This window comes from Polaromonas sp. YR568 (genome assembly GCF_900116715.1).
Taxonomy (GTDB): Bacteria; Pseudomonadota; Gammaproteobacteria; order Burkholderiales; family Burkholderiaceae_C; genus Polaromonas.
The window spans coordinates 56,374-80,212 of record NZ_FPBM01000002.1 but is presented as its reverse complement, the minus strand read 5'-3'; the positions used below and the strand labels follow the sequence as shown (position 1 = coordinate 80,212).

Here is a 23,839-nt window from a genome sequence, read left to right as displayed (position 1 = left end):
GAGATGCTCCACCCGGTGACAGAGTTTGATTTCATCATCGTCGGCGCCGGTTCGGCCGGCTGCGTGCTGGCCCATCGCCTCAGCGAGTCCGGCGAACACAGCGTGCTGCTGCTGGAAGCCGGCGGTAGCGACAAGCGTGTGTGGCTGCGCGTGCCTATCGGCTACGGCAAGTCTTTCTACAACCCGCAAGTGAACTGGATGTACCGCAGTGCACCGGAGCCGGGCCTGGCCGGGCGCGAGGCCTACTGGCCACGCGGCAAGGTGCTGGGCGGCTCCAGCAGCATCAACGCCATGGTGTTTGTGCGCGGCCAGCCGTCTGACTTTGACGAATGGGCCGCAGCCGGGAATGCGGGCTGGTCATGGGACGACGTGCTGCCCTGGTTCAAAAAGCTTGAAGACAACGCGCAGGGCGCCGATGCCTGGCGTGGCGCCGGAGGGCCTATGAGGATCAGCGACGTGAGCGGCCAGGTGCATCCGCTGTGCAAGGTCTATCTGCAGGCAGGCGCCCAGGCCGGGCTGCCCCATAACCCCGACTTCAATGGCGCGTCGCAAGAGGGCGTCGGCATCTACCAGATCACAACCAAGGATGGGCTGCGAGCTTCAGCGAGCAGCGCCTACCTGCGCCCCGCGGCCCGGCACGCCAAGCTCAGCGTGCAGACGGATGCGCATGCCACACGCATTGTGTTTGACGGTCTGCGCGCTACCGGTGTGGTTTACCAGCAAGGCGGTGAGGTACGCCTGGCCCGCGCGCGGCGCGAGGTGATTGTGGCGGCAGGTGCCGTCAACTCGCCGCAGCTCTTGCAGCTGTCGGGCGTCGGCCCGGCGGCAGAGCTCAAGGCCCTGGGCGTAGAGGTGGTGTGTGATTCACCGGCAGTGGGCCGGAACCTGCAAGACCATCTTTGTATAGACCACCTCTACCGCTCAAGGCTGCCCTCGCTCAATAACCAGCTGGGCCCCTGGCACGGCAAGCTGTGGGCCGGCCTGCAATATGCCCTGATGCGCCGCGGCCCGCTGGCGCTCAGCGTCAACCAGGGCGGCGGTTTCTTCCGTTCGCGGCCCGGCCTGGCGCGGCCCAATATGCAGCTGTATTTTTCGCCGCTCAGCTACCTCAAGGCCACGCCCGGCAAGCGCGCGCTGATGGCGCCGGATCCTTACCCGGGCTTTTTGCTGAGCGCGCAGCCCTGCAAGCCCAGCAGCCGCGGCCAGTTGCGGCTGCGCTCGAACGACCCGATGGCGCCGCCGCTGATAGAGCCCAACTCGCTGGCGACCGCGCACGACGTGCAGGAGATGATAGAGGCGACCCTGTTCCTGCGGCGGCTGGCCGCCACGCCCGCCTTCAGCGGCATCATCGAGCAGGAGCTGGTGCCGGGCGCGCAAGTCCAGTCGCAGGAGCAGCTCATGGAAGACATACGCCGGCGCGCCTCCACGGTGTTCCATCCGGTCAGCACCTGTCGCATGGGGCCGGACCCGGCCACTGCTGTGCTCAACCATCGCCTGCAGGTGCATGGCCTGGCGGGCCTGCGGGTGATCGATGCCTCGGCATTTCCTTCGCTGACCTCGGGCAACACCAATGCACCCACGCTGATGCTGGCGGAAAAAGGCGCGGACGAAGTGCTGCGCGATGCACGTCATCCATAAAGGAAACCTGTGGACATTCTTGAACACTGCAAGCTCGCGCCCTATTGGTGGGACGAAGTGCCGCGCCCTGTGCTGGAACTAGTCCCTTTGCCCGCCAGCGTGGATGTGGCGGTGGTGGGCGCGGGCTACACCGGCCTGCATGCGGCGCTGCAGACGGCGCGCGGCAGGCGCTCCACTCTGGTGCTGGACGGCGAAGACGCCGGCTGGGGTTGCAGCACGCGCAACGGCGGCCAGGTCTCTACCAGCATCAAGCCCAGCTTTGAACTGCTGGCCCGCCGGCATGGCAGCGAGCGGGCGTTTGACATCCTGCGCGAAGGCCAGCGTTCGCTCGCCTGGGTGGGTGACTTTATCCGCAGCGAAAACATTGATTGCAGTTACGAACGGGTAGGGCGCTTTCATGCGGCGCACAACCCGGCGCAGTACGAGGCCCTGGCGGCCAGGCTGGCAGCGCAGCCCAAGGGCCTGGAAGTAGAGGCGCACATGGTGCCGCGCGCCGAGCAGCGCAGTGAACTCGGCAGCGACGCCTACTGGGGCGGTGCAGTGTATGCACAGCATTGTTCGGTGCACCCTGCGCGCTACCACCAGGGCCTGCTGGATCGTGTGCTGGCCGCCGGCGTGCAGGTTGCACCGCGCAGCCCCGTCACGGGCATTGAAAAGCAGGGCAGCCATTTCCTGGTCAGCACGGCCAGGGGTGCGGTGCGCGCGCGCGACGTGGTGGTGGCCACCAACGGCTACACCGGCAAGGTCACGCCCTGGCTGCGCCGCCGGGTGATTCCCATCGGCAGCTACATGATTGCCACCGAGCCCTTGCCCGAAGGCCTGATGGACAGGCTGATGCCGCGCAACCGCATCGTCAGCGACACGCGCAAGGTGGTGTATTACTACCGTGCCTCGCCCGACCGCAAGCGCATCCTGTTCGGCGGCCGCGTGTCGCACCAGGAAACCGACTCCCGCGTGAGCGGGCCGCTGCTGCATGCGGAGATGGTGAAGATTTTCCCTGAGCTTGCCGGCGTACGCATCAGCCATTCATGGTCAGGGCTGGTGGCCTATACCTTTGATGAGCTCATGCACGTCGGCCTGCATGACGGCTTGTACTACGCCATGGGCTATTGCGGCGCGGGCGTGGGCACCGCAAGCTACTTCGGCATGCGTGTGGGCCAGCAGGTGCTGGGCTTGGAGGAAGGGCGCACGGCGCTGGATGGGCTGGCCTTTCAGACCCGGCCTTTCTATACCGGCAACCCGTGGTTCCTCGCTGCCTCCGTGCGTTACTACCGTTGGCGCGATGGCCGGTGAACCGCCAGTCCCCGCCTGGTTTGAATGCATCGCTTTAAGAAAGAGCGTCCCCATGACCATTCGCAAACTCGACACTCCCTCCACCGCGGTATCAGGCGCATTACAAGATTGGGGCGCAGTAGGCCTGCCGCTCAGCGAGCCGGCCTGCACGCTGCGCGGCGAAAAAATGGTGTTGCCGCTGGAGGGGCAGCCCGAGATGGGCATCTGGGAATGCGCGCCCGGCCACTACCGCCGGCAGGTGCGTTCGGCAGAGACCATGCACATCCTGAGCGGCAGCGCGGTGTTCACGCCGGACGGCGGCGCGCCTGTCGCGCTGCGGCAAGGTGATGTTTATTTCTTCCCAGCCGAGACGGTTGGCGTGTGGGACATTCAGTCCACGGTGCGCAAGGTTTACGTGCTGTTTAACCCGCACTGAGATCGCTTGGACGCCTTCGAACTTTCCGGCATTCCGCCGGATGGATTCGCGTGGCGCTTTGACCGCTTCGCCTAATGCTTTTACTCAGAAGCAGACACCCAGGCGAAGAGGCTTCAGATGCTGAACTGCATCACAAAGCCGTGCCTCAAAACGCTTTGTTGTAGGTGAGGTTGATCCAGAGTCTGGGCGCATCGGACTGGCTGGTGACGTTGAGCGTAGCGCCGACGCTGGAGGTGCTGTCCAGCTTGTACTGCCCGCCCAGGCCCAGACGCCACCAGTTTTTCTGATACTCATAGCCCTGCAGGCTAAAGGCATTGAGCCCCACAATGCGGCCGCCGAGGCGATTACCCCCGTCATTCAGGCGATGCACATACTCCACTCGCGCCGAAGCGGTCAGGCTCTGGCCGGCCTGCCAGTTGTTGTCCACACCCACCCGCAGCAGCCTGGCGCTGCCATTTTGCTCATCCCACTGGACCGGAAACCCGCCTGCGGTTTCCGTATAACCGTTGATGGTGTTTTTGATCCAGGTCAAGCTCGTGTAGGGGGTGACGGCCACAGGGCCGGCGCTCAAGGCATTGAGCCAGTCCACGCGCACGCGCGCGGCCAGGGTCTGCGTATCGGGACTGCCCCGGGAGATCACCGGGTTGCCGGCGTTCAGGTACCCGCGCTCCAGGTCGGCGCGGCCGTTGCCGTAATAGCCGAGCAGGCTCACAAGGACGCCGCTATCCGCAATGCGCCAGTTGACCCCAGGGGCGACATAGACGCTGCTCAGCGTCGTTGCGCCGTGGAAGGGCGTTTCGCTGCGGGCCTGTTCACGGCCGAGTGCGACTTCGCCTTGCCAGCCTTCGGCAATGCCTGCCTTTACACCCACTTCGCCGGCCGTCGCCCGGCCGCTGATGCCGCGATGGCCCAGGCTGCCCCAGTCGCCGCTGACCCAGAAGCCCGCCAGGCCAGGGGCCAGCAGGCTGCCCAAGGGCGAGCCATGCAGGCCGTTGAGCACCAGGTCGATATTGCCAAGGGCCTGCGCCTGGGTGCGTGATGCAGCCTGCAAGGTGGCACTGAAATCCTGCACATCAATCAGCCCGCTGCCTGCTCTTGCGCTGCCTGTATCAGTAGTCACCCTGGCGATGAACGCATGATAATTTTCCAGTTGGCCGACCACCACGTTGCCGTCTGCGTTGACTGCAGATGCACTATTCGTGGCGATATTTCCTACGGCAACGCCATGGGCGGCCAGCCACTGTTCGACAGACTGCATGCCTGTGGGCGCTGTCCAACGAAACGCCCGGTCACCATTGGCCGAGCCGCTTTCACCGACCACCACGTCGCCTGCGGCGTTCACCCCGCGGGCAATGGAAGACAGCCCGCCGGGCAGGATCCCGAGATCGACCATGCCTGTGGGCGCTGTCCAGCGAAACGCATTCAGACCACTGGAAGAGGCACTGAAACCAACCACCACATTGCCTGCGGCGTTCACGCCGTAGGCTGTGGAAGACAGCCCGCCGGGCAAGACCCCCAGATCGACCATGCCTGTGGGCGCTGTCCAGCGAAATGCCCGGTCACCATTGGTCGAGCCGCTTTGGCCAATCACCACATTGCCTGCGGCGTTCACGCCGTAGGCATGAGAGTGGCGCCCACCGGGCAAGACCCCCAGATCGACCATGCCTGTGGGCGCCGTCCAGCGAAACGCCCGGTCACCATTGGCCGAGGTACTCTCGCCGACTACTACATCGCCTGTGGCGTTCACGCCGTAGGCATTGGAGCGGCGCCCACCGGGCAAAACTCCCAGATCGACCATGCCTGTGGGTGCAGTCCAGCGAAACGCCCGGTCACTCCTGGTCGTGCCGCTTAGGCCGACCACCACATTGCCTGCGGCGTTCACGCCGCGGGCAATAGAATACGGCCGCCCACCGGGCAAGACCCCCAGATCGGCCATGCCTGTGGGCGCCGTCCAGCGAAACGCACTCTGACCACTGGAAGTGCCACTGTAACCAACCACCACATCGCCTGCGGCGTTCACGCCGTAGGCCATGGAATACGACCCGCCGGGCAAGGCCCCCAAGTCTTGCACATCAGAGGCGTGAGCCATGATCAACGGCAAAACGCCAAGGAGGGCGAGGACGATTTGTTTTTTCTTGAGGCGAAGCGGCAGCATGCGATTTTTAAGGTTGAAGTTTCAGGTGCTTGCGAAATGATTTAGTGCGAACTATTTATTTCGAAGTTACAGCGCGTGCGTGCTTATTTGCCTGTCGCTCTTGATCTTTAACAATTGTTGAGATTCATGTCGAGTGCGTCGCAACACGCCTGAGGGCAGAGGGCGCACTCAGCAAAATTGACTGAACGCTCGCCCGGCTTGGCGCCCGAGTCCGCTCAAGGATGAACTGGGGTGTGCGCAGCGGCACGCTGAGGAATGGGGCCGGTGTCTGGTCAAGCAGGACGCGACCGTCGAGCAACTCGGTACTGCGAACAAGCAACTGCGGGCCAAGGTCGGCGAGTTGCTTATCGCGAAGCAGCAACTGGAATTGGCGCAGGCGACGGCTAGGTCATCCGTCACGGCCCAGGAGCGGGTGGTGGCCAGCATGCTGGAGCGACTGATGTGCCGATATCAGGCACGGCACTCTAGGGCTGTGCGCCTAATCCCCCATAGGGTTTTCTCGCGGAGACCCGCATTGCCTCTGCATCAACGGCCGCTGGGATGACGGATAGCGCTCTCCCATGACGGCCAAGACAACAAACACAACAAAAGCGCTATGCCGTTTTTTTCCGGAACTATGCGAGAAGAACATGCCCTGAAACAGGGCAGTTGAACAGCGGCAAAGAAATGGCCACCGGTGTTTCTCCAATGAAGCGCAAGGCTTCTCTGCAACTTTTTCGTCGCTCAACAAGCTGCTCCATCTGTGTGCGTGCGCGCCGAAAAAACGGCGCTTGAAGAAAGTGGACCTTAGTCGCCGGGCAAAGTGGACCTTGTTGCCGATATACCCGGGTCCTAGCATTTACCTGTCGAAACACTTTTGGTAACTCCATGACAGGTACCGGTCAACGCAATTTTTCACATCTTCCTGGCCTTGGGCTATGGGGGCGCGTTTTCCGGGGTTCCGTGCCGTTTCGATTCGCAGTCGCTGCCGGCCTGGGCGCCATGGCTTGCCACCTTCACGCCCAGACGCCGGCGGACCGCGCAGAGGCCGGGCGGCAAAGCGAGATCATCCAGCGCCAGGCCCAGGAGCAACTGCAGCGCGACCTGGACGCCGCGCGAGGCGGGGAGCGTGCGCCATCGGGCCTGGACACCAAAGACTTCCTGCCCAAGGTGGACGGCTCCGTTCCCAGGGGGCCTTGCCGGAACATTCAGACTGTGGCGATCAGCGGCGCCGCGCATTTGTCGGCAGCTTCGCGTGAACGTGTGCTGCGCGAGTTTTCGGGGCGCTGCATCGGCGTGACGGAGATCGAGCAGATCCTGGCGGAGATCACCAAGGACTATGTCGAGCGCGGCTTTATCACCAGCCGTGCCTACCTGCCGCCGCAAGACATGACGACGGGCACGCTGGAGATCCAGGTCGTCGAAGGCGTGATCCAGGACATCCAGATCAACGACGGCGGCCTTAAAAGCATCCGGCCCTTTAATGCCTTTCCGGCAAAGACCGGTGAGCTGCTCAACCTGCGCGACCTGGAGCAGGGCATAGACCAGGTCAACCGACTGTCTTCCAACAGCGCGCAACTCGACATCAAGCCCGGGGACCAGCCGGGCGCCAGCACGGTGGTGATCAACAACCAGCCGGCAACACCTTTTCATGCTTCCTTGAGTTTTGACAACCAGGGCTCCGAATCTACCGGTAAGGACCAGGCCGGGCTGACGCTGATCTCGGACCGGCTGCTGGGCCTCAATGAACTGATGGTGCTGACGCACCGGCAGTCTGTGCCGAATGACCTGCAGCGCAAGTCCTCCGTCAGCGACAGCTTCAGCATCGTGATTCCCTTTGGCTACTCGACCTTCACTGCGTCGAAGAGCCGCTCGACCTACGTCACCACCATCAACGCGCCCAGTGGCCTGCAACTGAAGTCCGACGGTGTCAGCTCTTCCGACAGCCTGAAGCTGGAGCGTGTGATGTACCGGGACCAGCGCAGCCGCGTGTCCCTGTCGGGCGGCCTGACCTTCAAGGACTCGAAGAACTACCTTGAAGGCGAATACCTGGTGGTGAGCAGCCGCCGCCTGAGTGTGCTGGACCTGGGCGTCAGCGCCAGCACCAACTTGCTGGGCGGTGTGGTGTCGCTGGATTTGGGCCTGTCCAAAGGCCTGACCCGTGGCGCGGCGCTGGTCGACCCGGCTGGCCTGCCTGACTACGCACCGCGCGCCCAGTTTGAAAAGCGGACCTACGGCGGCAGCTACTTCAGGCCGTTCACGCTGTTCGATACCGCATTGACTTTTTTCAGCCAGCTGACGGGCCAGGACTCGCGGCATACCTTGTACGGGTCCGAGCAGATATCGATTGGCGGCATTTACAGCGTGCGCGGCTTCAGCCGCAACAGCCTCTCGGGCGACAAGGGCTACTACCTGCGCAATGAGGTTTCGATGAGGCCCACGTTCAATGTCGGCTCAGAGGCGATTGCGCCGCGCCTTTATGTGGCGCTGGACACCGGCAAGGTCGGCGGCAAAGTGCCCGGCCCCTTCGAAGGCAGCCTGACCGGCATGGCGCTGGGCGTTTCAGTCGCCTGGAAGGCCGTCAGCGTGGACCTCTCATACGCCCGCCCGCTGTCCTTTCCCTCTTTCTTTTCCCGTGAAGCGCCCCAGACCTGGGTGCGCATGAGCTTTTCCATCTAAAACAAAACGGAGTACCGCCATGCACAAACATGCCACCGCCAATCGCTCATTCAGGCTTGTGTGGAGCGCCGCACGCGGCGCCTACGTCGTGGCACCCGAAACAGCCAGCGGCCGCTCCAAGAGCAGCGCATCGTCCAGCGTGTCAGGCAATGGGCAGGCCGGCCGCCTGGCCACCGCCGCAGCCTTAGCGTTTGGCGTGGCCTGGTGCGGTGGAGCCGGTTTTGACGCCATGGCCCAGGTGCTGCCCGCGCCGACCACGGTGGTGCCCGCCGGCGGCAACACCAAGGCCTACACCAACCCCAATGGCGTGCCCGTCGTGAACATCGCCACGGCCAACGCCGCGGGCCTGTCGAACAACCTCTATACCAAGTACAACGTCGACGCCAATGGCCTGGTGCTCAACAACATCGCCAACGCGTCGGGCGGGCGCTCTTACCTGGCAGGCCAGGTGCAGGGCAACCTGAACCTCAACGCGCCAGCCCAGGTCATCCTGAACCAGGTGGTGTCACCCAACCGCAGCTCGCTGGCCGGGTTTACCGAAGTGCTGGGCAACAAGGCCGACGTGATCGTGGCCAATCCCTACGGCATCACCTGCAGCGGCTGCGGCTTTATCAATACCGACCGCGTCACCCTGACCACCGGCCTGCCGACCATCGCGGCGGACGGCAGTCTCACCGGCTTCTCAGTGACCGGCGGCGACATCCTGGTCAACGGCACCGGGCTCAATGCCTCGGCACAGCAGATCCTGGATTTGGTGACCCGCTCCGTGCGGCTGGAGGGCCAAGTCAATGCTGCGTCGACCGGCTCGATTGGCATCACCACCGGCAACAACCAGTGGAACTACGGCTCCCGCACGGTGACGGGCAGCACCACCGGCAGCGGTGCCGCACCGGCCTTCGCAGTCGACTCCACCGCGCTGGGCGGCATGTACGCCGGGCGCATCCAGCTGATCGCCACTGAAGCAGGCGTGGGCGTGCGCATGCTGGGCGAAGTCGCGGCCAGCACCGATGACTTCACGCTCAGCAGCGCCGGCAAGATCGACGTGCGGAGCAAGGTCGCGGCAAAGCGTGACCTGAGCGTCACCACCACCAGCGCCGGCGCAGACGCCATCAAGCTGACGGATGCCCAGCTCTCGGCCACACGCAACCTGCAGATGCAGTCCGCAACCGGCGGCGCCACCATCAATGGCGGTGTGCTGGTAGCCGGCGGCAGCCTTGATTTGTCGCTGGCCACGCTGTCCGACATCCAGAGCGGCACGGCGATCACCGACAACAACAAGCGCTTCGGTGATACCGTGAACATCACCACCACCGGTGCAACTTCGCTGGACGGCGTGAGCTGGGGCGCCGCCAAGGCCTTGAACGCCAACATGAGCAGCCTCAACGTGGGCGCTTCAGGCGGCACGCTGTCGGGCGGCACCACCACCACCCTGGCAACGGCGGGTGACATGAACCTGGGCAAGGCCACGGTCTGGTCTTCCGGCGATATGTCCTTGACGGCAGCTACTGGCTCCATACGCACCGCCGCAGGCGGGCAGGGCGTTGAGAGCAAGACCGGCAAGCTGGACATCTCGGCCGGCAACGGCCTGGACAACGACGGCGCCATCGCCGCAAGCAACGGCGCGATGACCGTCAAGGTCAACGGAACGCTGGACAACGCGGGCACGCTCTACAGCAAATCGGTCATGACGATTTCGGACAAAGCCGGCGCCACGACCGAAAACATCATCAACAGCGGCACCCTGCTGGCCGACGGCACGCTCAACATCAAGGCCGCGCAGGTAACCAACAGCGGCGACCTGCAAGGCACGGGCGGAACCACCCTGACCGCCAACAGCCTCAACAACTCAGGCAAATTCATCGCCTCGTCGGCGGCAGGCACATCGGCCACGCTGAACCTGGCCACGCTCAGCAACAGCGGCGCCGGCACCGTGCAGGCCAACCAGGACTTGGCGCTCAATGTCTCCAGCGCGCTCACCAACGCGGGCAATGTCATCGCGGGCCGCAACCTCGGCATCACCTCGGCCGGCAGCAGCCTCACGCTGACCAACCAGTCCGGCGGCACCCTGCAGGCCGGCGCCACCACTGGCAGCACGCTTTCCGTCGCAGGCCCTGCGGTCACGCTCAACAACAATGCGGGCGCCAAAATGCTGGGCGACACCTTCAACGTGGCCGCAGCGACCATCAACAATGACGGCACACTGCAAGGCGGCAGAGGCGCCAGCACACTGGCTGTGGCCGGCACGCTGACCAACACCGGCACCGTGAACCTGGCCACGAACGCCGCAGGCAGCGGCGTCATCAGCGCCAACCAGATCGCCAACAGCGGAACGCTGCAGTCCACCGGCGCGGCCACGCTGAGCACGGCCACGTCGCTGAACAACACCGTGACCGGAAAGATCATGGCCAACCAGCTGGCCGTCACAGCAGCCGACCTGGGCAATGCCGGCGTGCTGCAGGGCGGCAGCGGTGCCAGCACGGTGAACGTCACCAACACGCTGACCAACAGCGGCACCCTGACGCTGGCGACTACCGGCGCGGGCAGCGGCACCATCAACGCCAACCAGATCACCAACAGCGGGACGCTGCAATCCACCGGCTCGGCCACGTTGAGCACGGCCACGTCGCTGAACAACACCGTGACCGGGAAAATCATGGCCAACCAGCTGGCCGTCACGGCGGCCGACCTGGCCAATGCCGGTGTGCTGCAAGGCGGCGCCGGCGCCAGCACGTTCAACGTGGCCAACACCGTCAACAACAGCGGCACGCTGACACTGGCCACCACGGCTGCCGGCAGCGGCACGATGACCGCCAACCAGATCACCAACAGCGGGACGCTGCAGTCCACCAGCTCGGCCGCCCTCAACGTAGCCACCGGTGTGAGCAACACGGCCGCCGGCAAGATCCTCGCCGGCACAAGCCTGACCGTGCGTGGCACCGATGCCGCTTACGCCGTGGACAACCAGGGCCTCATGCAATCCGGCGGCCTGCTGGACGTGAAGGGGCAGGGCGGCAGCAACGGTGTCACCATAGGCATAGGCGGCAGCGGCAAGATACTGGGCCAGACTGTGGCGCTCACCACCCAGGACCTGACGATCGCTGACGGCGGCAGCCTGGGCTCGACCAACGACATGACGGTGGCGGCAAGCTCGCTCACGCTGGGCGGCACCACCGCAAAGATCGTCGGTTCCACGGCGGGCGGCAATACCACCATTCTGGCGGGGAACAATTTCAGCAACCCCGGCGCCATCCATTCCGGCGGCAACCTGATTTTTAATGCAGCGTCCCTGAACAACACCAACACGGGCGGCATCTCGGCGCTGGGCGACCTGAACGTGACGGCCACAGCCGGCGACATCAGCAACTCCGGCGCACTGTATGCCGGCAGCACGCTCACGGCGACCGCCGCGGGCCATACCATCACCAACGTCGGCACCATCTCGGGCCAAACCGGCACGATGGACAGCGGCGGCAACATGAACCTGACCGCGGGCGCCTTCGTCAACAACAGCGTGGTCCGCGCGGGCGGAGCCATGACCATAGACGCCGCCACCTTCAAAAACGAGGTGGCGGGCGGCGACACCCGCAGCTGGGTCGAGGTTTCCAGAACCACGCCCACCACCTACTACCAGCGCGACGAGTGGTATTCCTTTCCCGACACCTACGTGAACGAGTACTGGAAGGAAACCTGGCGCCTGGAGCAGCAGTATGCGAACAACACGGCGCCTACGTTCACGCCGCAGCTCATAGGCGGGAACTCCATCACCATCAGGAACTTCACCAGCGGCAAAAACCTGGGAAGCAGTATCTCGGCGCCCACGGTGACGCTCATCGGGACGGGCAGCTTCACCAACGACAGCCTGTCGCTGGGCTACCAGGAATGGCAAAAGACCTGGGACATCTACTCGCACTGTGCGGCCCTGTCGTGTTACCAGGCGACGGCCTATGAATGGCAGGTGAAGAAGAACGAGTCCGGCGACCAGCTGGTGACGCCGGGCGTTCTCAGTGCGCGGGCCGGCGGCATCTACGCCAGCAACGCCGCCACGCTGTCCGGCTTCGGCCTGAGCACATCGGGCCCGCAGTTCGGCGCCGCCCCGGTAGCCAAGAGCGCATCGGCGGCCACCGGCTCGGCCCTGGCCAGCACCAGCACGCCGGCCGGCACAACGGCCGCGGTGATCAATGTCTCGCCGGTGGGCAGCGCGAGCGCCGTCACCTTCGGCGGCATCGTCATCCAGTTGCCCACCAACCCCAACGGCTACTTCGTGATGACGCCGGGCGGCTCGGCGACTTACCTGGTGGAGACCAACCCGCTGTTTGCCACCGTCACCAACCTGTACGGCTCGTCCTACCTGGCCGACCAGTTCGGCATGAACCCGGACCAGCTCACCAAACGCCTGGGCGACGCCAACTACGAGGCCTACCTGATCCGCCAGCAGCTCGTGGCCCAGACCGGCCAGAACCTGCTGGCCGGTTACCAGAAAGAGTCCGACCTCCTGCAGGCCATGATGACGAATGGCGCCCTGGAGGCCAAGAGCCTGGGCTTCGCCTGGGGGGAGGCGCCCGGCAACGACAAGCTGGCGCAACTGACGCATGACGTTGTCTGGATGGTCAAGATCAACGTGGCCGGCCAGGACGTGCTGACACCCGTGGTCTACCTCTCGGCAAGCACCATTGCCAGCCTGCAAGGCGGCACCATGATTGCGGCCAGATCCATCACGATGAGCAACATGGACTCCGTGGCCAACAAGGGCGGCGCCATCGTCGCCACTGACAGCCTGTCCATCACCGCCAAAAACGACATCAGCAACGAGAGCGGAAGCATCAAGGGCGGCTCGGTGTCGCTCACATCGACCGGAGGCAGCATCATCAATAAAACCCTGACCTCGACCGGCACCGCCGTGACCGTGGGCGGGATGGCCACCACCGACACCGGCTGCGCCGACAGCGCGAAGTTTTGCCAGACCACCGTCGGCAATACCGCCGGCATCGAGGCGACCAGCGGCAACCTGAGCCTGAACGCCGGCAAGAACATCGAGGTGATAGGCGCCAACCTCGCGGCCAAGGGAGACGCCAGCCTGGAGGCGGGCGGAGGCATCACCTTCGACACCATCAAAGACGTTACCCGCACATCCGCCTTTGGTTCCGAGCGGACCGGGCTTTCGTCCATGCACTGGGAGCAGACCAGCACCACCACCACCAACACCGGCTCCAGCCTGGTGACGGGTGGCAACCTCACACTCAACAGCAAGGGCGGTGATACCGCCCTGTACAGCGCCACCGTCGACGTGGGCGGGAACCTCAACGCCACAAGTTCCGGCAACCTGATCATCGGCACGCGCGAGGACGAGACCAAGACCAAAACCACGCTCACCACGTCCTTGGTGGCGGGGCAGGACCTGTCGGCAGACGCTTACGCCAGAATCGCCGCGGTAATGCCTGTGCGGGACCCCGCGCCCAATGCCGGACCCACCACCCGCGACTACTCGCAGGAAAGCTACAGCAGCACCAAGCAGATGGGCACGCAGGGCGAGGCGAACGTCGCCTTCGCGGATAACCGCGACATCAACCGCGCCCAGGGCACGATTTTTTCGCAGACCACCACCACCGTGGATGACGTCAACAAGACCAGCGTGGCCTCCAAAATCACGGCGCGCGGCAACCTCAACCTGACGGCCGCCAACAACACCATCACTGTCCAGGGCTCGGACGTGCACGCCGACGGCAACGTGGCGCTGAACGCCAAAAATGTGGAGGTGCTCGCGGCGAAAAACGAGCACACCGTCACGACCACCAACACCAGCCTGTCCATCGGCGTATTTGTGGATGGCAAGTCGGTCTCCAGCGTGGAGGCCGGCGCGTCCAGGATCTACACGGAGCCAGACGGCCCCGGCGAAAACGGCGCTCCGCTGGCCTCGGCCAAAGCGGACGCCATCGCCAGAACCGAAAACGACGGCGCCATGACGATAGGGCAGCGCACCGAGAACAAGACCACGGTCGACAAGACCATCGTCAACACGGCGTCCAGGATCAGCTCAGGCGGCAACCTCAGCGTGACGGCTGCTGAAACGGCCAAATTTGTGGGCTCGCAGATGACGGCCGGGCAAGACCTTTCCATCACCGCCAAAGACATCACCAACGAAGCGGCGAAGGATGAAAAATCGCTGACCACGACCTGGTCGCAGGAAACGCAGGGGCTCAGCCTCGAAGGCCGCAGCGACAGCCAGGCCTATGCCCGGGCCCGCGTGACGGGCGTCACCGGCGGCACGCCCGGGGCAGGGGTGAAAGCGCTCGCCGACAACAAGACGGACGTCAGCATCGGCTACCGCAACAACCAGCGCTCGGGCGTTGAAAGCACCGGAAGCACCAACAGCGTGGGCAATGAGTTCACTGCGGGCGGCAACGTCACCCGCACCGCGACCGACAAGATCACCGACCAGGCCACCAAAATCGAGGCAAAGACCGGCAGCATCACCCAGACAGCCAAAACCATCGAGGACCAGGCGGTGTCGGACACAGCCTGGAACAACAAAACCGAAACCAACAAGGACTACCGCGCGGGCATTTACGTGGGCCTCTGGGCCGAAGAAATCGCCGGCGGCCAGGCCGGCGTGGGCGGCGCGGGCATGAACAACGGCCTCTCGCCCACCCTGGACGTCTCGGCCGGCCTGAGGGTCTACACCTTCGGCCAGGAAAAAACCAAGGAGTCGAAAGTGGAAGCGGCGGTGACCTCCAGCTACAAGGCTGGCAGCAATATCACCTCGACCTCCACCGAGAAGACAACGCTGGCCGGCGCGCAGTTCAACGCCGGCGGCGCGGTCACGCTCAACGCAGGTGAGCTCGACTTCAAGGCCGCGGAAAACAAGACCACCCGGACCGCCTTCAACCAGGAATGGAAAGAAGACGCCCGCGCAGGCATTGTCGCCACCGTCAGCCCCAAGGACGCATCTGTCACCGCGGGTTTCCTCGGCGAAACAGTCACCACCTTTGACCAGATGAAGATCACCCAGACCAAGTCCACCGCCGTGGTGGGCAGCATCAACGCGGGCTCGGTCAACATACAGGGCACAGGCGCGGCCGACAAGGGCGATGTCCGCCTGACGGGAACCGCCATCACCGCAGCAGGCCCGGTCACCGTGGCATCTACCAACGGCGATGTGATCCTGGATGCAGCCAAAAACACCGAGACGAAAAACGGCCTGGGCGGCAACACCGTCGACAAAGTCAGGGCCAAGGTGGCTCTCGGCGTCAGCGCGGAAACCGGCCTGGCCTGGGAAGTCGCCGCCGGCGTCGAAATAACGACCGGCCACAGCAAGCAGGACTACGAAAAAGTCACCAACACCGGCGTCAACATCAAATCCACCGGTGGCGACGTGACGCTGAACGCCGGCAAGGGCGTGACGACCAAGGGCGCCACAGTCGATGCGGCGGGCAAGGCGACGCTCACGGCGCAGACCGGCATCTCGCTGCTGGAGGCGACCGACACCGAGTCGCGCACTGTGTCCGGGCATGCGAGCTTCGGCGCTGCGGGTTTCTCCACGACGGTCGACAACCCCGTGTCCTGGTCCGCGGCTGAAGGCATCACCGGCTTGCAGTACGGCCGAACCGCGGCGGACGGCAAGGTCAGCACCATCACCTCAGGCGCCGGCCAGACCACCACGCTCACCACTGCGGGCGGCGCCATCACCTCACAGGAGGCCGCGCTCGGAACCAACGTGTCGCCCAACATCGCCATCACGTCCACGGCACGCTCCAACGAAGAAAAACTCACGGCCTACGGCGTCGATGTCAATGTGGTGGTAGCCACCAACCCCTTGGCCTCGCGGATCTCCGAAGCGCCGCGTGTCGTCGACCAGGATCTTTATGAAGTCAAGAACCGCCTGAAAGTCGATGAGCTGCAGGTCTCCGACATAGCGCGCGTTCAGACCCGGGCGCCGCTTCCGGCCGCGGGCACGACGCCCGCACCTGCGCCGGTGATAGCGCCGGTGATAGCGCCGACGGTACCACCCGCACCTGCGCCGGTGACTCCGGTTGTCACGGCCCCGGTGGCACCCGCACCCGTGCCACAAGGCCCGGTCGCGGCGGCCCCGGTCAACACCGCCATGCCGGTGTTTGTGCCCGCCACGGCCCTGGCGCCCAAGACCGCACTCGTCGCGCCCGAAACGCGAGAAGCTCCGGAAGCCAGGGTGAAAGCGCCCAAGGCCGGCACCGCACCCCAGGTCAAGGTCGCCGTGATCAAACCGGTCATCAAGGCCCCACCAGCCAAAGTGCCGCCACGCGCGCCACGCAACCCGCCGCGCAACAAATCGCTGGAGGCGGACGGGGCAGGGCAGGCGGCTACACCCGCAACCTTGACGCCGGTCAGCGTGAACCAGCAGGCCGCACCCATGACGGTCTCGGCCAACGCGGCGCCTCAATAAACCCGTCGGCAGCGAACGGCAACCCCGGCAGCCCTTGGGCCGCCGGCTGCCGGCGGCTTGCCCGGGCGGTAATTCGCCCAGCGCCACCCTTCACCTCATATATATAAGTATTGGAGCAATCCCTTGTCACTTCACTTGCTCACCATGCCCATCCTGCGCCGCTTCTACGGAACCGAAGCCCCCGCGCCGGACACCACATTGCTGCCTGAACATACAGACGGCCCCGAATACCGCTTGCTGAAGTGGCCGGACCTGCCGGATTCGCTTCATACTGCGGACGTGATGGGCGCCTTGTCCGTCATGTCACAGCGGCCCGTGACTGCCTACTGGTTTGCCGATCGCGTGAAGTGGCAGACCTGGAAGACGATTGAGTTTCTGGAGAGGCTATGTATTTCTGGCGATGCTTGCCAGGTGGCGGATAGCCAGAACGAGTCTATCTAGAAATTGGGTTTATGTTCTACGATGTATATTATGTTAACTAATATTCAGATGGAACCAGGGCCTAGGATTCCAGGCCCTTTCTCCATCTCGCCCCTGCTACGCTGAAGCTCAGGCTTCCCCGTAGGCTCGGGCCAGTTCTTCGGCGAAGTCTTCGAACCTGGTCGCCGTGGTGTTGCCAGCGTTGCGGCCTTCCAGGGTTTTTATGCGGTCTTCGTTGATGGCTCGGGCGATGTCGACGTAAAGCGGCGCGACGTCGGCGGCGAATCCGCCGGCCAGCAGGGTTTGCTCGAGGTCGTCATAGGACAGCTGGACATACTGAAGCTCCGGCCGGCCTATGCGTTCGCCCAGGATCCGGGTGGCTTCGGTGTAGCTGATGTCCCGTTGGCCCAGCAGTTCGCGGACCGCAAAACCTTTCCAGTCGAGCGCCTTCAGGGCTGCCACTGCCGCATCGGCAATGTCGCTGGAGGCAATCATGGGCACGGGATAGTCCGGGCGAACCGCATCGGCATTGATGCCTTCGTGTTTGATCACGTCCAGCGCGGCGTAGAAGTTCTCGAAAAACGAGCCTGCCCGCAGGCACAGCACATTCAGGCCTGGCGTTGATTTCATCAGGGCCTGCAGGCGTTGCTCCTGCTCGCGCATGGTGTCTATCATGCCGGTGCCGCCGGGCTGGTCGGCGCCCAGGCTGCTCAGGTAGACCACGTTTTTGACGCCGCTGCCGCGTATCCCCTCGATGATGGCTTCGCCCAACAGAGCCTGTGTGGCGCGGTAATTGGGTTCGCTGACTTTGTAGGGCAGCAAGGTGTAGACCGCATCTGCGCCCTTGAAGGCCTCCTTCAAAAAATCACCGCGCGTCGGGTCGCCGGCCCAAACCCGGGCGCCGGCCTTTTTCAAGTCCGCCAGCCGGGCCGGCTCGCGCCCCAGCACATGAACCTCGATGCCGCTGGCCAGCAAGGCGGTTGCGACTCTTTTCCCGGTGCGGCCCGTTGCACCCATGACTACAACTTTCATGACTCATCCTTTGCGTGAAGTTAAAAGTCCATGGTAAAAATCTGAAGCTGGACTTTCAATGCTGAAAAGTGTCAAAATATTGATCATTCGTCCATGGATGCGTAGAGTTATGGCATTTGCCGTCAACTCCGTGCAAAGTGTCAAACATGAAAGCAGCCACGCCCACGCAAGCCCCAACAGCCGTGCCGCAGGTCCCCTTGTCAGGTGAGGCCCTGCACTTCTTGCGCATCAGCGGCGTGTTTTATTGCCGCTCCGAGTTCACCGCGCCCTGGGGCCTGGCCTTGCCCGAGATGAAGGACTGCCTGATGTTCCATGCGGTGACTTCGGGCCGTTGCTGGCTGGAGGTGGAGGGCGAGGCGCCCCGCCTGCTGCAACCCGGCGACTTCGCGCTGGTGCCCTACTCCCGCGGCCACAACATCGTCAGTGATCCGGGTATACGGGCCGATCCCCTGTTCGAGCTGCCGCGCGAGCAGGTCAGTGAGCGGTTTGAAGTTCTGCGCCACGGCCGGGACGGCGCGGCCACCCATGTGGTGTGCGGCGCCGTGAGGCTGGACCACTCGCTGGGCCGGCACCTGGTGAGCCTGCTGCCGCCTGTTATCAATATAGACACCACCGCCGGCACGCCGCAATTTGACTGGATGCAAAGTACGCTGCGCTTTCTGGCGGCCGAGGCGAGCGCGCTGCGCCCGGGCGGCGAAACCGTGATCACGCGGCTGGCCGACATCCTGGTGATTCAGGCCATACGTTCGTGGATTGAGCACGACCCGGCCGCGCGGACCGGCTGGTTTGCCGCGCTGCAAGACAGGCAAATAGGCCGCGCCATCAGCCGGGTGCACCGCGAACCCGAGAAACCCTGGACGCTGGAATCCCTGGCGCAGGAGGCCGGCATGTCCCGCTCGGCGTTTGCGGCGCGCTTCAGTACCCTCGTGGGCGAGCCCGCCATGCAGTACGTGGCGCGCTGGCGCATGCAGGTAGCCGCCGCCTGGCTCCAGGAAAAAGACATCAAGCTCGCCGACATGGCGGCGCGGCTGGGCTACAGCTCGGAAGCCGCGTTCAACCGCGCCTTCAAGCGGCTGATGGGCGTATCACCCGGCGCAATCCGCAAGGAAAGCGCCAAGCCGTTGCATTAACCCAGGCGCCCTTCTTCCCGCAGCTGCATCCCGATCCGCTGGATCTCCGCCTCACCCTGAGCCAGCGCCGCCCGGCTGGTGTGCACCGAGTAATAGCCCATCACCAGGTCATGCGGATGCTTGACGGCCGAGCCCAGCACAAAGGCCGTGTCGCCTCGGGCGATGAAGTCAATGGCCTCGCCGGATTCTTCAAACACCGCGAGTTCGCCTGTGGCGATAGCGCCGCCGGTGTCGTCACCTGCGTCGAGCCGGCCGGCGTTGACCGCGACCCAGCCCACGGTGTGGCCTTCGGGTGGCGTGTAGCGCCAGTGCTCGCCGTCTTTCAGGCGCACGGCCAGGTAGTTCATGTCGGCCGGCGCGGGGATAAGGCTTTGCGCCGCGCCGTAGCGGCCCAGCAGTACGCGGGCCGGGCCCTCTTGCTGCACCTGCTCAGGTGAAAGGTAAAGGCTTTGCGCGGGGGCGTTTTCTTCTGAAGCCGGCAGCGCCACCCACAGCTGGAAGCCCTGCACGGGCGAGCTGCTGACTGGCGCACCCGTGTGCCAGACGCCGTTGCCGGCGCGCATCCATTCCACGCCGCCGGCGGGCAGCACGCCCTTTTTGCCGGTGGTGTCTTCATAGCTGACGTCGCCTTCAATCATGAAGGTCAGCGTGGCGATGCCCGAATGCGGGTGCATGCCAAAGCCTTTGTGGCCGGCCGCAGGCTTGAAGCCAAACAGGTCGAGGAACACAAAGGGTTTGAGGAATTCACCCAGGTCGCCTGGGCTTACCAGCCGCGTGATCGGCCCATGGGCGCTGCCGCGAGTGCGGTAGACGATGGCGCGGGCGGCTGTGGCGACGGCGCTGCTCATGCTACTTCCCTCGCGGTTTTGAGCGCCCTCGCCCACCAGGCCATGTCATCGAGCAGGCCGGTAGCGGCCTGCGCCAGGTGCGGGAAGTCTTCAAAGGTCTTGCCTTGCTGCCAGATGCCCATGAACTCCACCATGCCGATGTGCACGGCATTGCGCACCGGCGCCATCTGCAGTTCGGTCGCGATGAGGCGCAGCTGCTCGACGGCGCGCGCGGCGCCCACGCCGCCGTAGCCCACAAAACCGATGGGCTTGCGGATGAATTCCTTGTAGGCGTAGTCAAAGGCGTTTTTCAGCACGGCGCTGGGGCCGTGGTTGTACTCAGGCGTGACGACGACCAGGCCGTCCAGCGTGGCGAGTTTGGCGGCCCAGCGCTGCGCGGCCTCATTTTTCACGGGCGCCCAGGCGGGCGACATGGGCTCGGCGAAAAAAGGCAGCGGGTGGTCGCGCAGGTCTATCAGCTCAAAGGCCAGGTCGGTGCGCTGCTGGGCGATGGTGTGAATCCATTGCGCGGGCTTGTCGCCAAAGCGGCCTTCGCGGGTGGAGCCGATGATGATGCCGATACGGGGTGCGGATGAGCTCATGAAATGTCCTGAAAAGTGTGAATAAAAGAAAGGCCTGCGGCGTGGCTGCCCATGAACAGAAGATTAGGGTTGCACGCATTACCTGACTAGATGGGACAATGGGATTGCACTCATCCACACACAGAAGGAATATGCCATGCTGGATCTCAACGATGTCGCCCTGTTTGTGCAGGTGGTGCGATGCGGCAGTTTTGCCGAGGCGGCGCGGCGGCTGGGCCTGCCGGCCAATACCGTGAGCCGGCGCGTCCAGCAGCTGGAGGCCCAGCTGGGCACGCGGCTGATGCAGCGCTCGACGCGCAAACTCACGCTGACCAGCGCCGGCCAGGCTTTCCATGAGCGCTGCGCGGGCGCGGTCGACGGGCTGGCCGAGGCCGGCCAGGAACTGATGTCGGGCAGCCAGGAGCCCAGCGGCCTCGTGCGCGTGGCGGCAACGGCTGATTTTTTTGATTTTTTCCCCATGGAATGGGTAGCCGACTTTCTGGCGGCGCACCCGCGGGTACGGCTGGACTTTGTACTGAGCGACGCCAAAGCCGACCTGATTGCCGAGCAGATCGACGTGGCGTTTCGCGGCGGGCCGTTGCGTGATCTCGGTTATGTAGGCCGTCAGCTGATGGGCGCGCGCAGCGACGGCATGGTGGCCAGCCCGGCCTACCTTGCCGGGCGCGGCGCACCGGCCACGCTGCAGGATCTGGTGAACCACGACTGCGTGGCGCCGGCCCACCCCAGCGGCCACAACACCTGGCGCCTGACCGGCCCTGATGGTGTGGAAGAAGAAGTGCAGGTTACCGGCCGCTTTAGCGGCAACACGGCGCAGTCGCTGCGCAAGGCCACGCTGGCCGGCCTGGGCATTGCGCTGCTGCCGCCCGCCATGGCCCGGCTGGACGTGCAAGCCGGCCGGCTGGTGCCCGTGCTGCCGCAATACCAGCGCACCGGCCACGGCCTGAGCGTGCTCTACCCGAGCCGGCGGCAACTGCCGCTGGCGGTGTCGGCCTTCATCGCGCTGGTGGTGGAAAAGCTCAGCGAGGTGGACACCTTGCCGGAGATATTTCGCACCGGGTAAAGCTGAGCCAGCGCGCCCGGGGCCCGCCGCGTGCCACCACGCTTACGCCGGCGGCTGGCTGACGATGGACAACAGGAAGTCGATGTCCGCCGGTTTCACTACGTGGTGATCAAAGCCTGCCTTTTGCGAACGCAGCCGGCTTTCCGCTTCGCCGTAGCCGGTCAATGCGATCAGCACCGCGTTTTTGGACTCGGGGCGGCTGCGCAGCTGGCGTGCCACCTCAAAGCCGTCCATGCCCGGCAAGCCGATGTCGAGGATGAGCACGTCGGGAACAAATTCCTGGGCAATCGCCAGCGCCGTCGCGCCGTCATTGGCAATGCGAACAACAAAACCTTCGAGTTCGAGCAGGACCTTCAGCGTGTCGGCCGAAGCCGGCAAGTCGTCGACGACAAGGACCTTGCGGGATGCCGCCTGCACCGGCTTGGCGGTTTTGGGCGCATCGGTGGCCGGAAGCGCCGCACCCGGCACCGGCAGGCTGGCCGGGAAGTACACAGAGATCCGGCTTCCCTTGCCCCGGCCTTCGCTGAATGCCTCGACCGTGCCTTTGTGCAGTTCCACCAGGTGTTTGACCAGCGTCAGCCCTATCCCCAGGCCGCCCTGGGCGCGGTCCAGCGCCTGGTCGCCCTGCGCAAACAGGTCAAAGATATGCGGCAAAAACTCCGCCTCAATGCCCTGCCCGCTGTCCGTCACGGTAATGCCGACGCCCTCGCCCTGCAATGATGCGCTCAGGGTGATCTTTCCCTGCGAATCGGTGAACTTGGACGCGTTGTTGAGCAGGTTGGACAGCACCTGGGACAGGCGCACCAGGTCCCCGCGCAACACTACCGCCTCAGCCGGAATGTCGACCGTCAGCTCCTGCTGCCGGGCGGCCAGCAGCGGGCCGCTGGCTTCGACGGCGCGCTCGCACAGGGTCGACAGCAGCAGCGGCTCCATGTGCACCGCCACCTTGCCGCGCACGATGCGCGAGACGTCCAGCAGGTCGTCGACCATGCGGGACATATGGTCCACCTGCCGCGCGATCACGTCGCGCGCCCACACCACCGTCGGGTCAGCCACCTTGGTGCCGTTGATGATGTGCACCGCATTGCGGATGGGCGCCAGCGGGTTGCGCAGCTCGTGCGCCAGCATCGCAAGGAACTCGTTTTTGCGGCGGTCGGCCTCTTGCACCAGGGTGTAGAGCCTGGCGTTTTCCATCGCGATGGAGGCCCGGCCGACCACTTCGCTGAGCAGCGCGGCATCGGCCTGGGCAAAGCCGCCGGCCTTGCCGAACAGGATGAGCGCGCCCAGCATCTGCTCGCCGGCGACCAGCGGGCACAGCGCCATTTCTTCATGGTCGGCCGGCAGCTCCGGCCAGGAAGGCTGCGCCGATGCCGTGAAGGCCGCTGAGATTGCAGGCGCCGCGCACAGCTCGGTCGCAGGCAGAAACTCTATCTTTCGCGCGAGCATGGCGTTGCGCACCATCGCCGCCATGGGCGCACTCAGCTCGCGGTGGCATTCGAGCAATACCGGGCCCACCGAGGGATCTGCATCACCCGCAATCTTGAGGCAGCGGCAATGCAGCTCGCCATGGCTGTCCAGCAGCGCGACAGCCGCCATGGCGCCCAGGCTGGGCACGGCAATGTCTGCCAGGGCGTGCGCGGTGGCATCGATATTCAGCGACATCGACAGGCGCTGGCTGGCCTCGGACAGGTAGGCGGCGCGGCGCGTGGCATCTTCGGCCGCGGTGCGGGCCGCCTCGGCGCGCGCCAGCGCTTCGCGTTCCACCGCTTGCAGCTGCAACTGCCGGTTCATGCGGTGCAAATCGACAAACACCTTGACCTTGGAGCGCAGCACGCCGGGCACCACCGGCGAAGAGATGTAGTCGACCGCGCCCAGCGCGTAGCCCTTGGCGGCCTGAAGCTCGTCTACATACGCGGTGATGAACAGGATGGGCGTCTGCGCGGTCTTTTTGTACTGCCGGATCAGGCTGGCTGTCTCCAGCCCGTCGATGTCGGGCATGTTGACGTCGAGCAGGATGGCGGCAAACTCCATCTGCAGGACCAGGCGAAGGGCTTCGCGGCCCGACCGGGCGCTGACAATGTTTTGCCCCAGCTCCTCCAGGATACTGCGCATGACGACATGCTTTTCGGGCAGGTCGTCGACGATCAGGATGTTGACCCGGTCGGTGGCGGGCATATTGGGCATATCGGCCAT

General features: G+C 64.6%; 13 protein-coding genes. 8 read left to right on the top strand and 5 right to left on the bottom strand.

Translation table 11 applies throughout. The features are described from left to right. The first annotated feature begins 15 nt into the window (after positions 1 to 15). Genes BM408_RS04855 through BM408_RS04845 form a run of 3 tightly spaced genes read left to right on the top strand, consistent with a single transcriptional unit; the run spans position 16 to position 3,346 of the window. Entirely contained in the window at positions 16 to 1,638 is a 1,623-nt protein-coding gene (locus BM408_RS04855) for a GMC family oxidoreductase (protein WP_092128468.1), read from the top strand. Between the two features lie 9 nt (positions 1,639 to 1,647). Further along, positions 1,648 to 2,931, top strand: a complete 1,284-nt coding sequence (locus tag BM408_RS04850) for an NAD(P)/FAD-dependent oxidoreductase (RefSeq protein ID WP_217649416.1) — start codon at positions 1,648 to 1,650, stop codon at positions 2,929 to 2,931. A gap of 52 nt (positions 2,932 to 2,983) precedes the next feature. Continuing rightward, entirely contained in the window at positions 2,984 to 3,346 is a 363-nt protein-coding gene (locus tag BM408_RS04845) for a cupin domain-containing protein (RefSeq protein ID WP_092127520.1), read from the top strand. Positions 3,347 to 3,491: 145 nt separating this feature from the next. Here the strand turns inward: BM408_RS04845 and BM408_RS04840 are convergent, their stop codons facing one another. Next, positions 3,492 to 5,435 carry an autotransporter domain-containing protein gene (locus BM408_RS04840; RefSeq protein ID WP_175541692.1) on the bottom strand — a complete coding sequence of 648 codons (1,944 nt, stop codon included), beginning with the start codon at positions 5,433 to 5,435 and terminating at the stop codon, positions 3,492 to 3,494. A 1,008-nt stretch (positions 5,436 to 6,443) separates the two neighbouring features. Between BM408_RS04840 and BM408_RS04830 the strand changes: the two genes are divergently transcribed. The 3 genes from BM408_RS04830 to BM408_RS04820 all read left to right on the top strand — a co-directional run bounded on the left by BM408_RS04830 (position 6,444) and on the right by BM408_RS04820 (position 17,016). Continuing rightward, positions 6,444 to 8,159: a ShlB/FhaC/HecB family hemolysin secretion/activation protein gene (locus BM408_RS04830; protein WP_175541691.1), complete on the top strand. Its 1,716-nt coding sequence runs from the start codon at positions 6,444 to 6,446 to the stop codon at positions 8,157 to 8,159. 19 nt (positions 8,160 to 8,178) lie between these two features. Next, positions 8,179 to 16,575 carry a two-partner secretion domain-containing protein gene (locus BM408_RS04825; protein WP_092127513.1) on the top strand — a complete coding sequence of 2,799 codons (8,397 nt, stop codon included), beginning with the start codon at positions 8,179 to 8,181 and terminating at the stop codon, positions 16,573 to 16,575. A gap of 144 nt (positions 16,576 to 16,719) precedes the next feature. Continuing rightward, positions 16,720 to 17,016, top strand: coding sequence for a hypothetical protein (locus BM408_RS04820; RefSeq protein WP_092127511.1), 297 nt, complete (start codon positions 16,720 to 16,722; stop codon positions 17,014 to 17,016). 108 nt (positions 17,017 to 17,124) lie between these two features. On the opposite strand, the gene BM408_RS04815 is transcribed toward BM408_RS04820, so the two are convergent. Beyond that, positions 17,125 to 18,027, bottom strand: a complete 903-nt coding sequence (locus BM408_RS04815; RefSeq protein ID WP_092127508.1) for an NAD(P)H-binding protein — start codon at positions 18,025 to 18,027, stop codon at positions 17,125 to 17,127. Positions 18,028 to 18,173: 146 nt separating this feature from the next. Here BM408_RS04815 and BM408_RS04810 point away from each other — a divergent pair, with 146 nt between their 5' ends. Further along, on the top strand, positions 18,174 to 19,157 hold the full coding sequence (locus tag BM408_RS04810; protein ID WP_092127506.1) for an AraC family transcriptional regulator: 984 nt from the start codon (positions 18,174 to 18,176) through the stop codon (positions 19,155 to 19,157). On the opposite strand, the gene BM408_RS04805 is transcribed toward BM408_RS04810, so the two are convergent. Both BM408_RS04805 and BM408_RS04800 read right to left on the bottom strand, forming a co-directional pair. Then, positions 19,154 to 20,005, bottom strand: a complete 852-nt coding sequence (locus tag BM408_RS04805) for a pirin family protein (RefSeq protein WP_092127504.1) — start codon at positions 20,003 to 20,005, stop codon at positions 19,154 to 19,156. The two genes, BM408_RS04810 and BM408_RS04805, sit on opposite strands and share 4 nt — an antisense overlap. Continuing rightward, on the bottom strand, positions 20,002 to 20,586 hold the full coding sequence (locus tag BM408_RS04800) for an NADPH-dependent FMN reductase (protein ID WP_092127502.1): 585 nt from the start codon (positions 20,584 to 20,586) through the stop codon (positions 20,002 to 20,004). Before BM408_RS04800 ends, BM408_RS04805 begins: the two co-directional genes overlap by 4 nt. A 136-nt stretch (positions 20,587 to 20,722) precedes the next feature. Here BM408_RS04800 and BM408_RS04795 point away from each other — a divergent pair, with 136 nt between their 5' ends. After that, positions 20,723 to 21,646: a LysR family transcriptional regulator gene (locus BM408_RS04795; protein WP_092127500.1), complete on the top strand. Its 924-nt coding sequence runs from the start codon at positions 20,723 to 20,725 to the stop codon at positions 21,644 to 21,646. A 42-nt stretch (positions 21,647 to 21,688) separates the two neighbouring features. On the opposite strand, the gene BM408_RS04790 is transcribed toward BM408_RS04795, so the two are convergent. Beyond that, positions 21,689 to 23,839, bottom strand: coding sequence for a response regulator (locus BM408_RS04790; protein ID WP_254774710.1), 2,151 nt, complete (start codon positions 23,837 to 23,839; stop codon positions 21,689 to 21,691).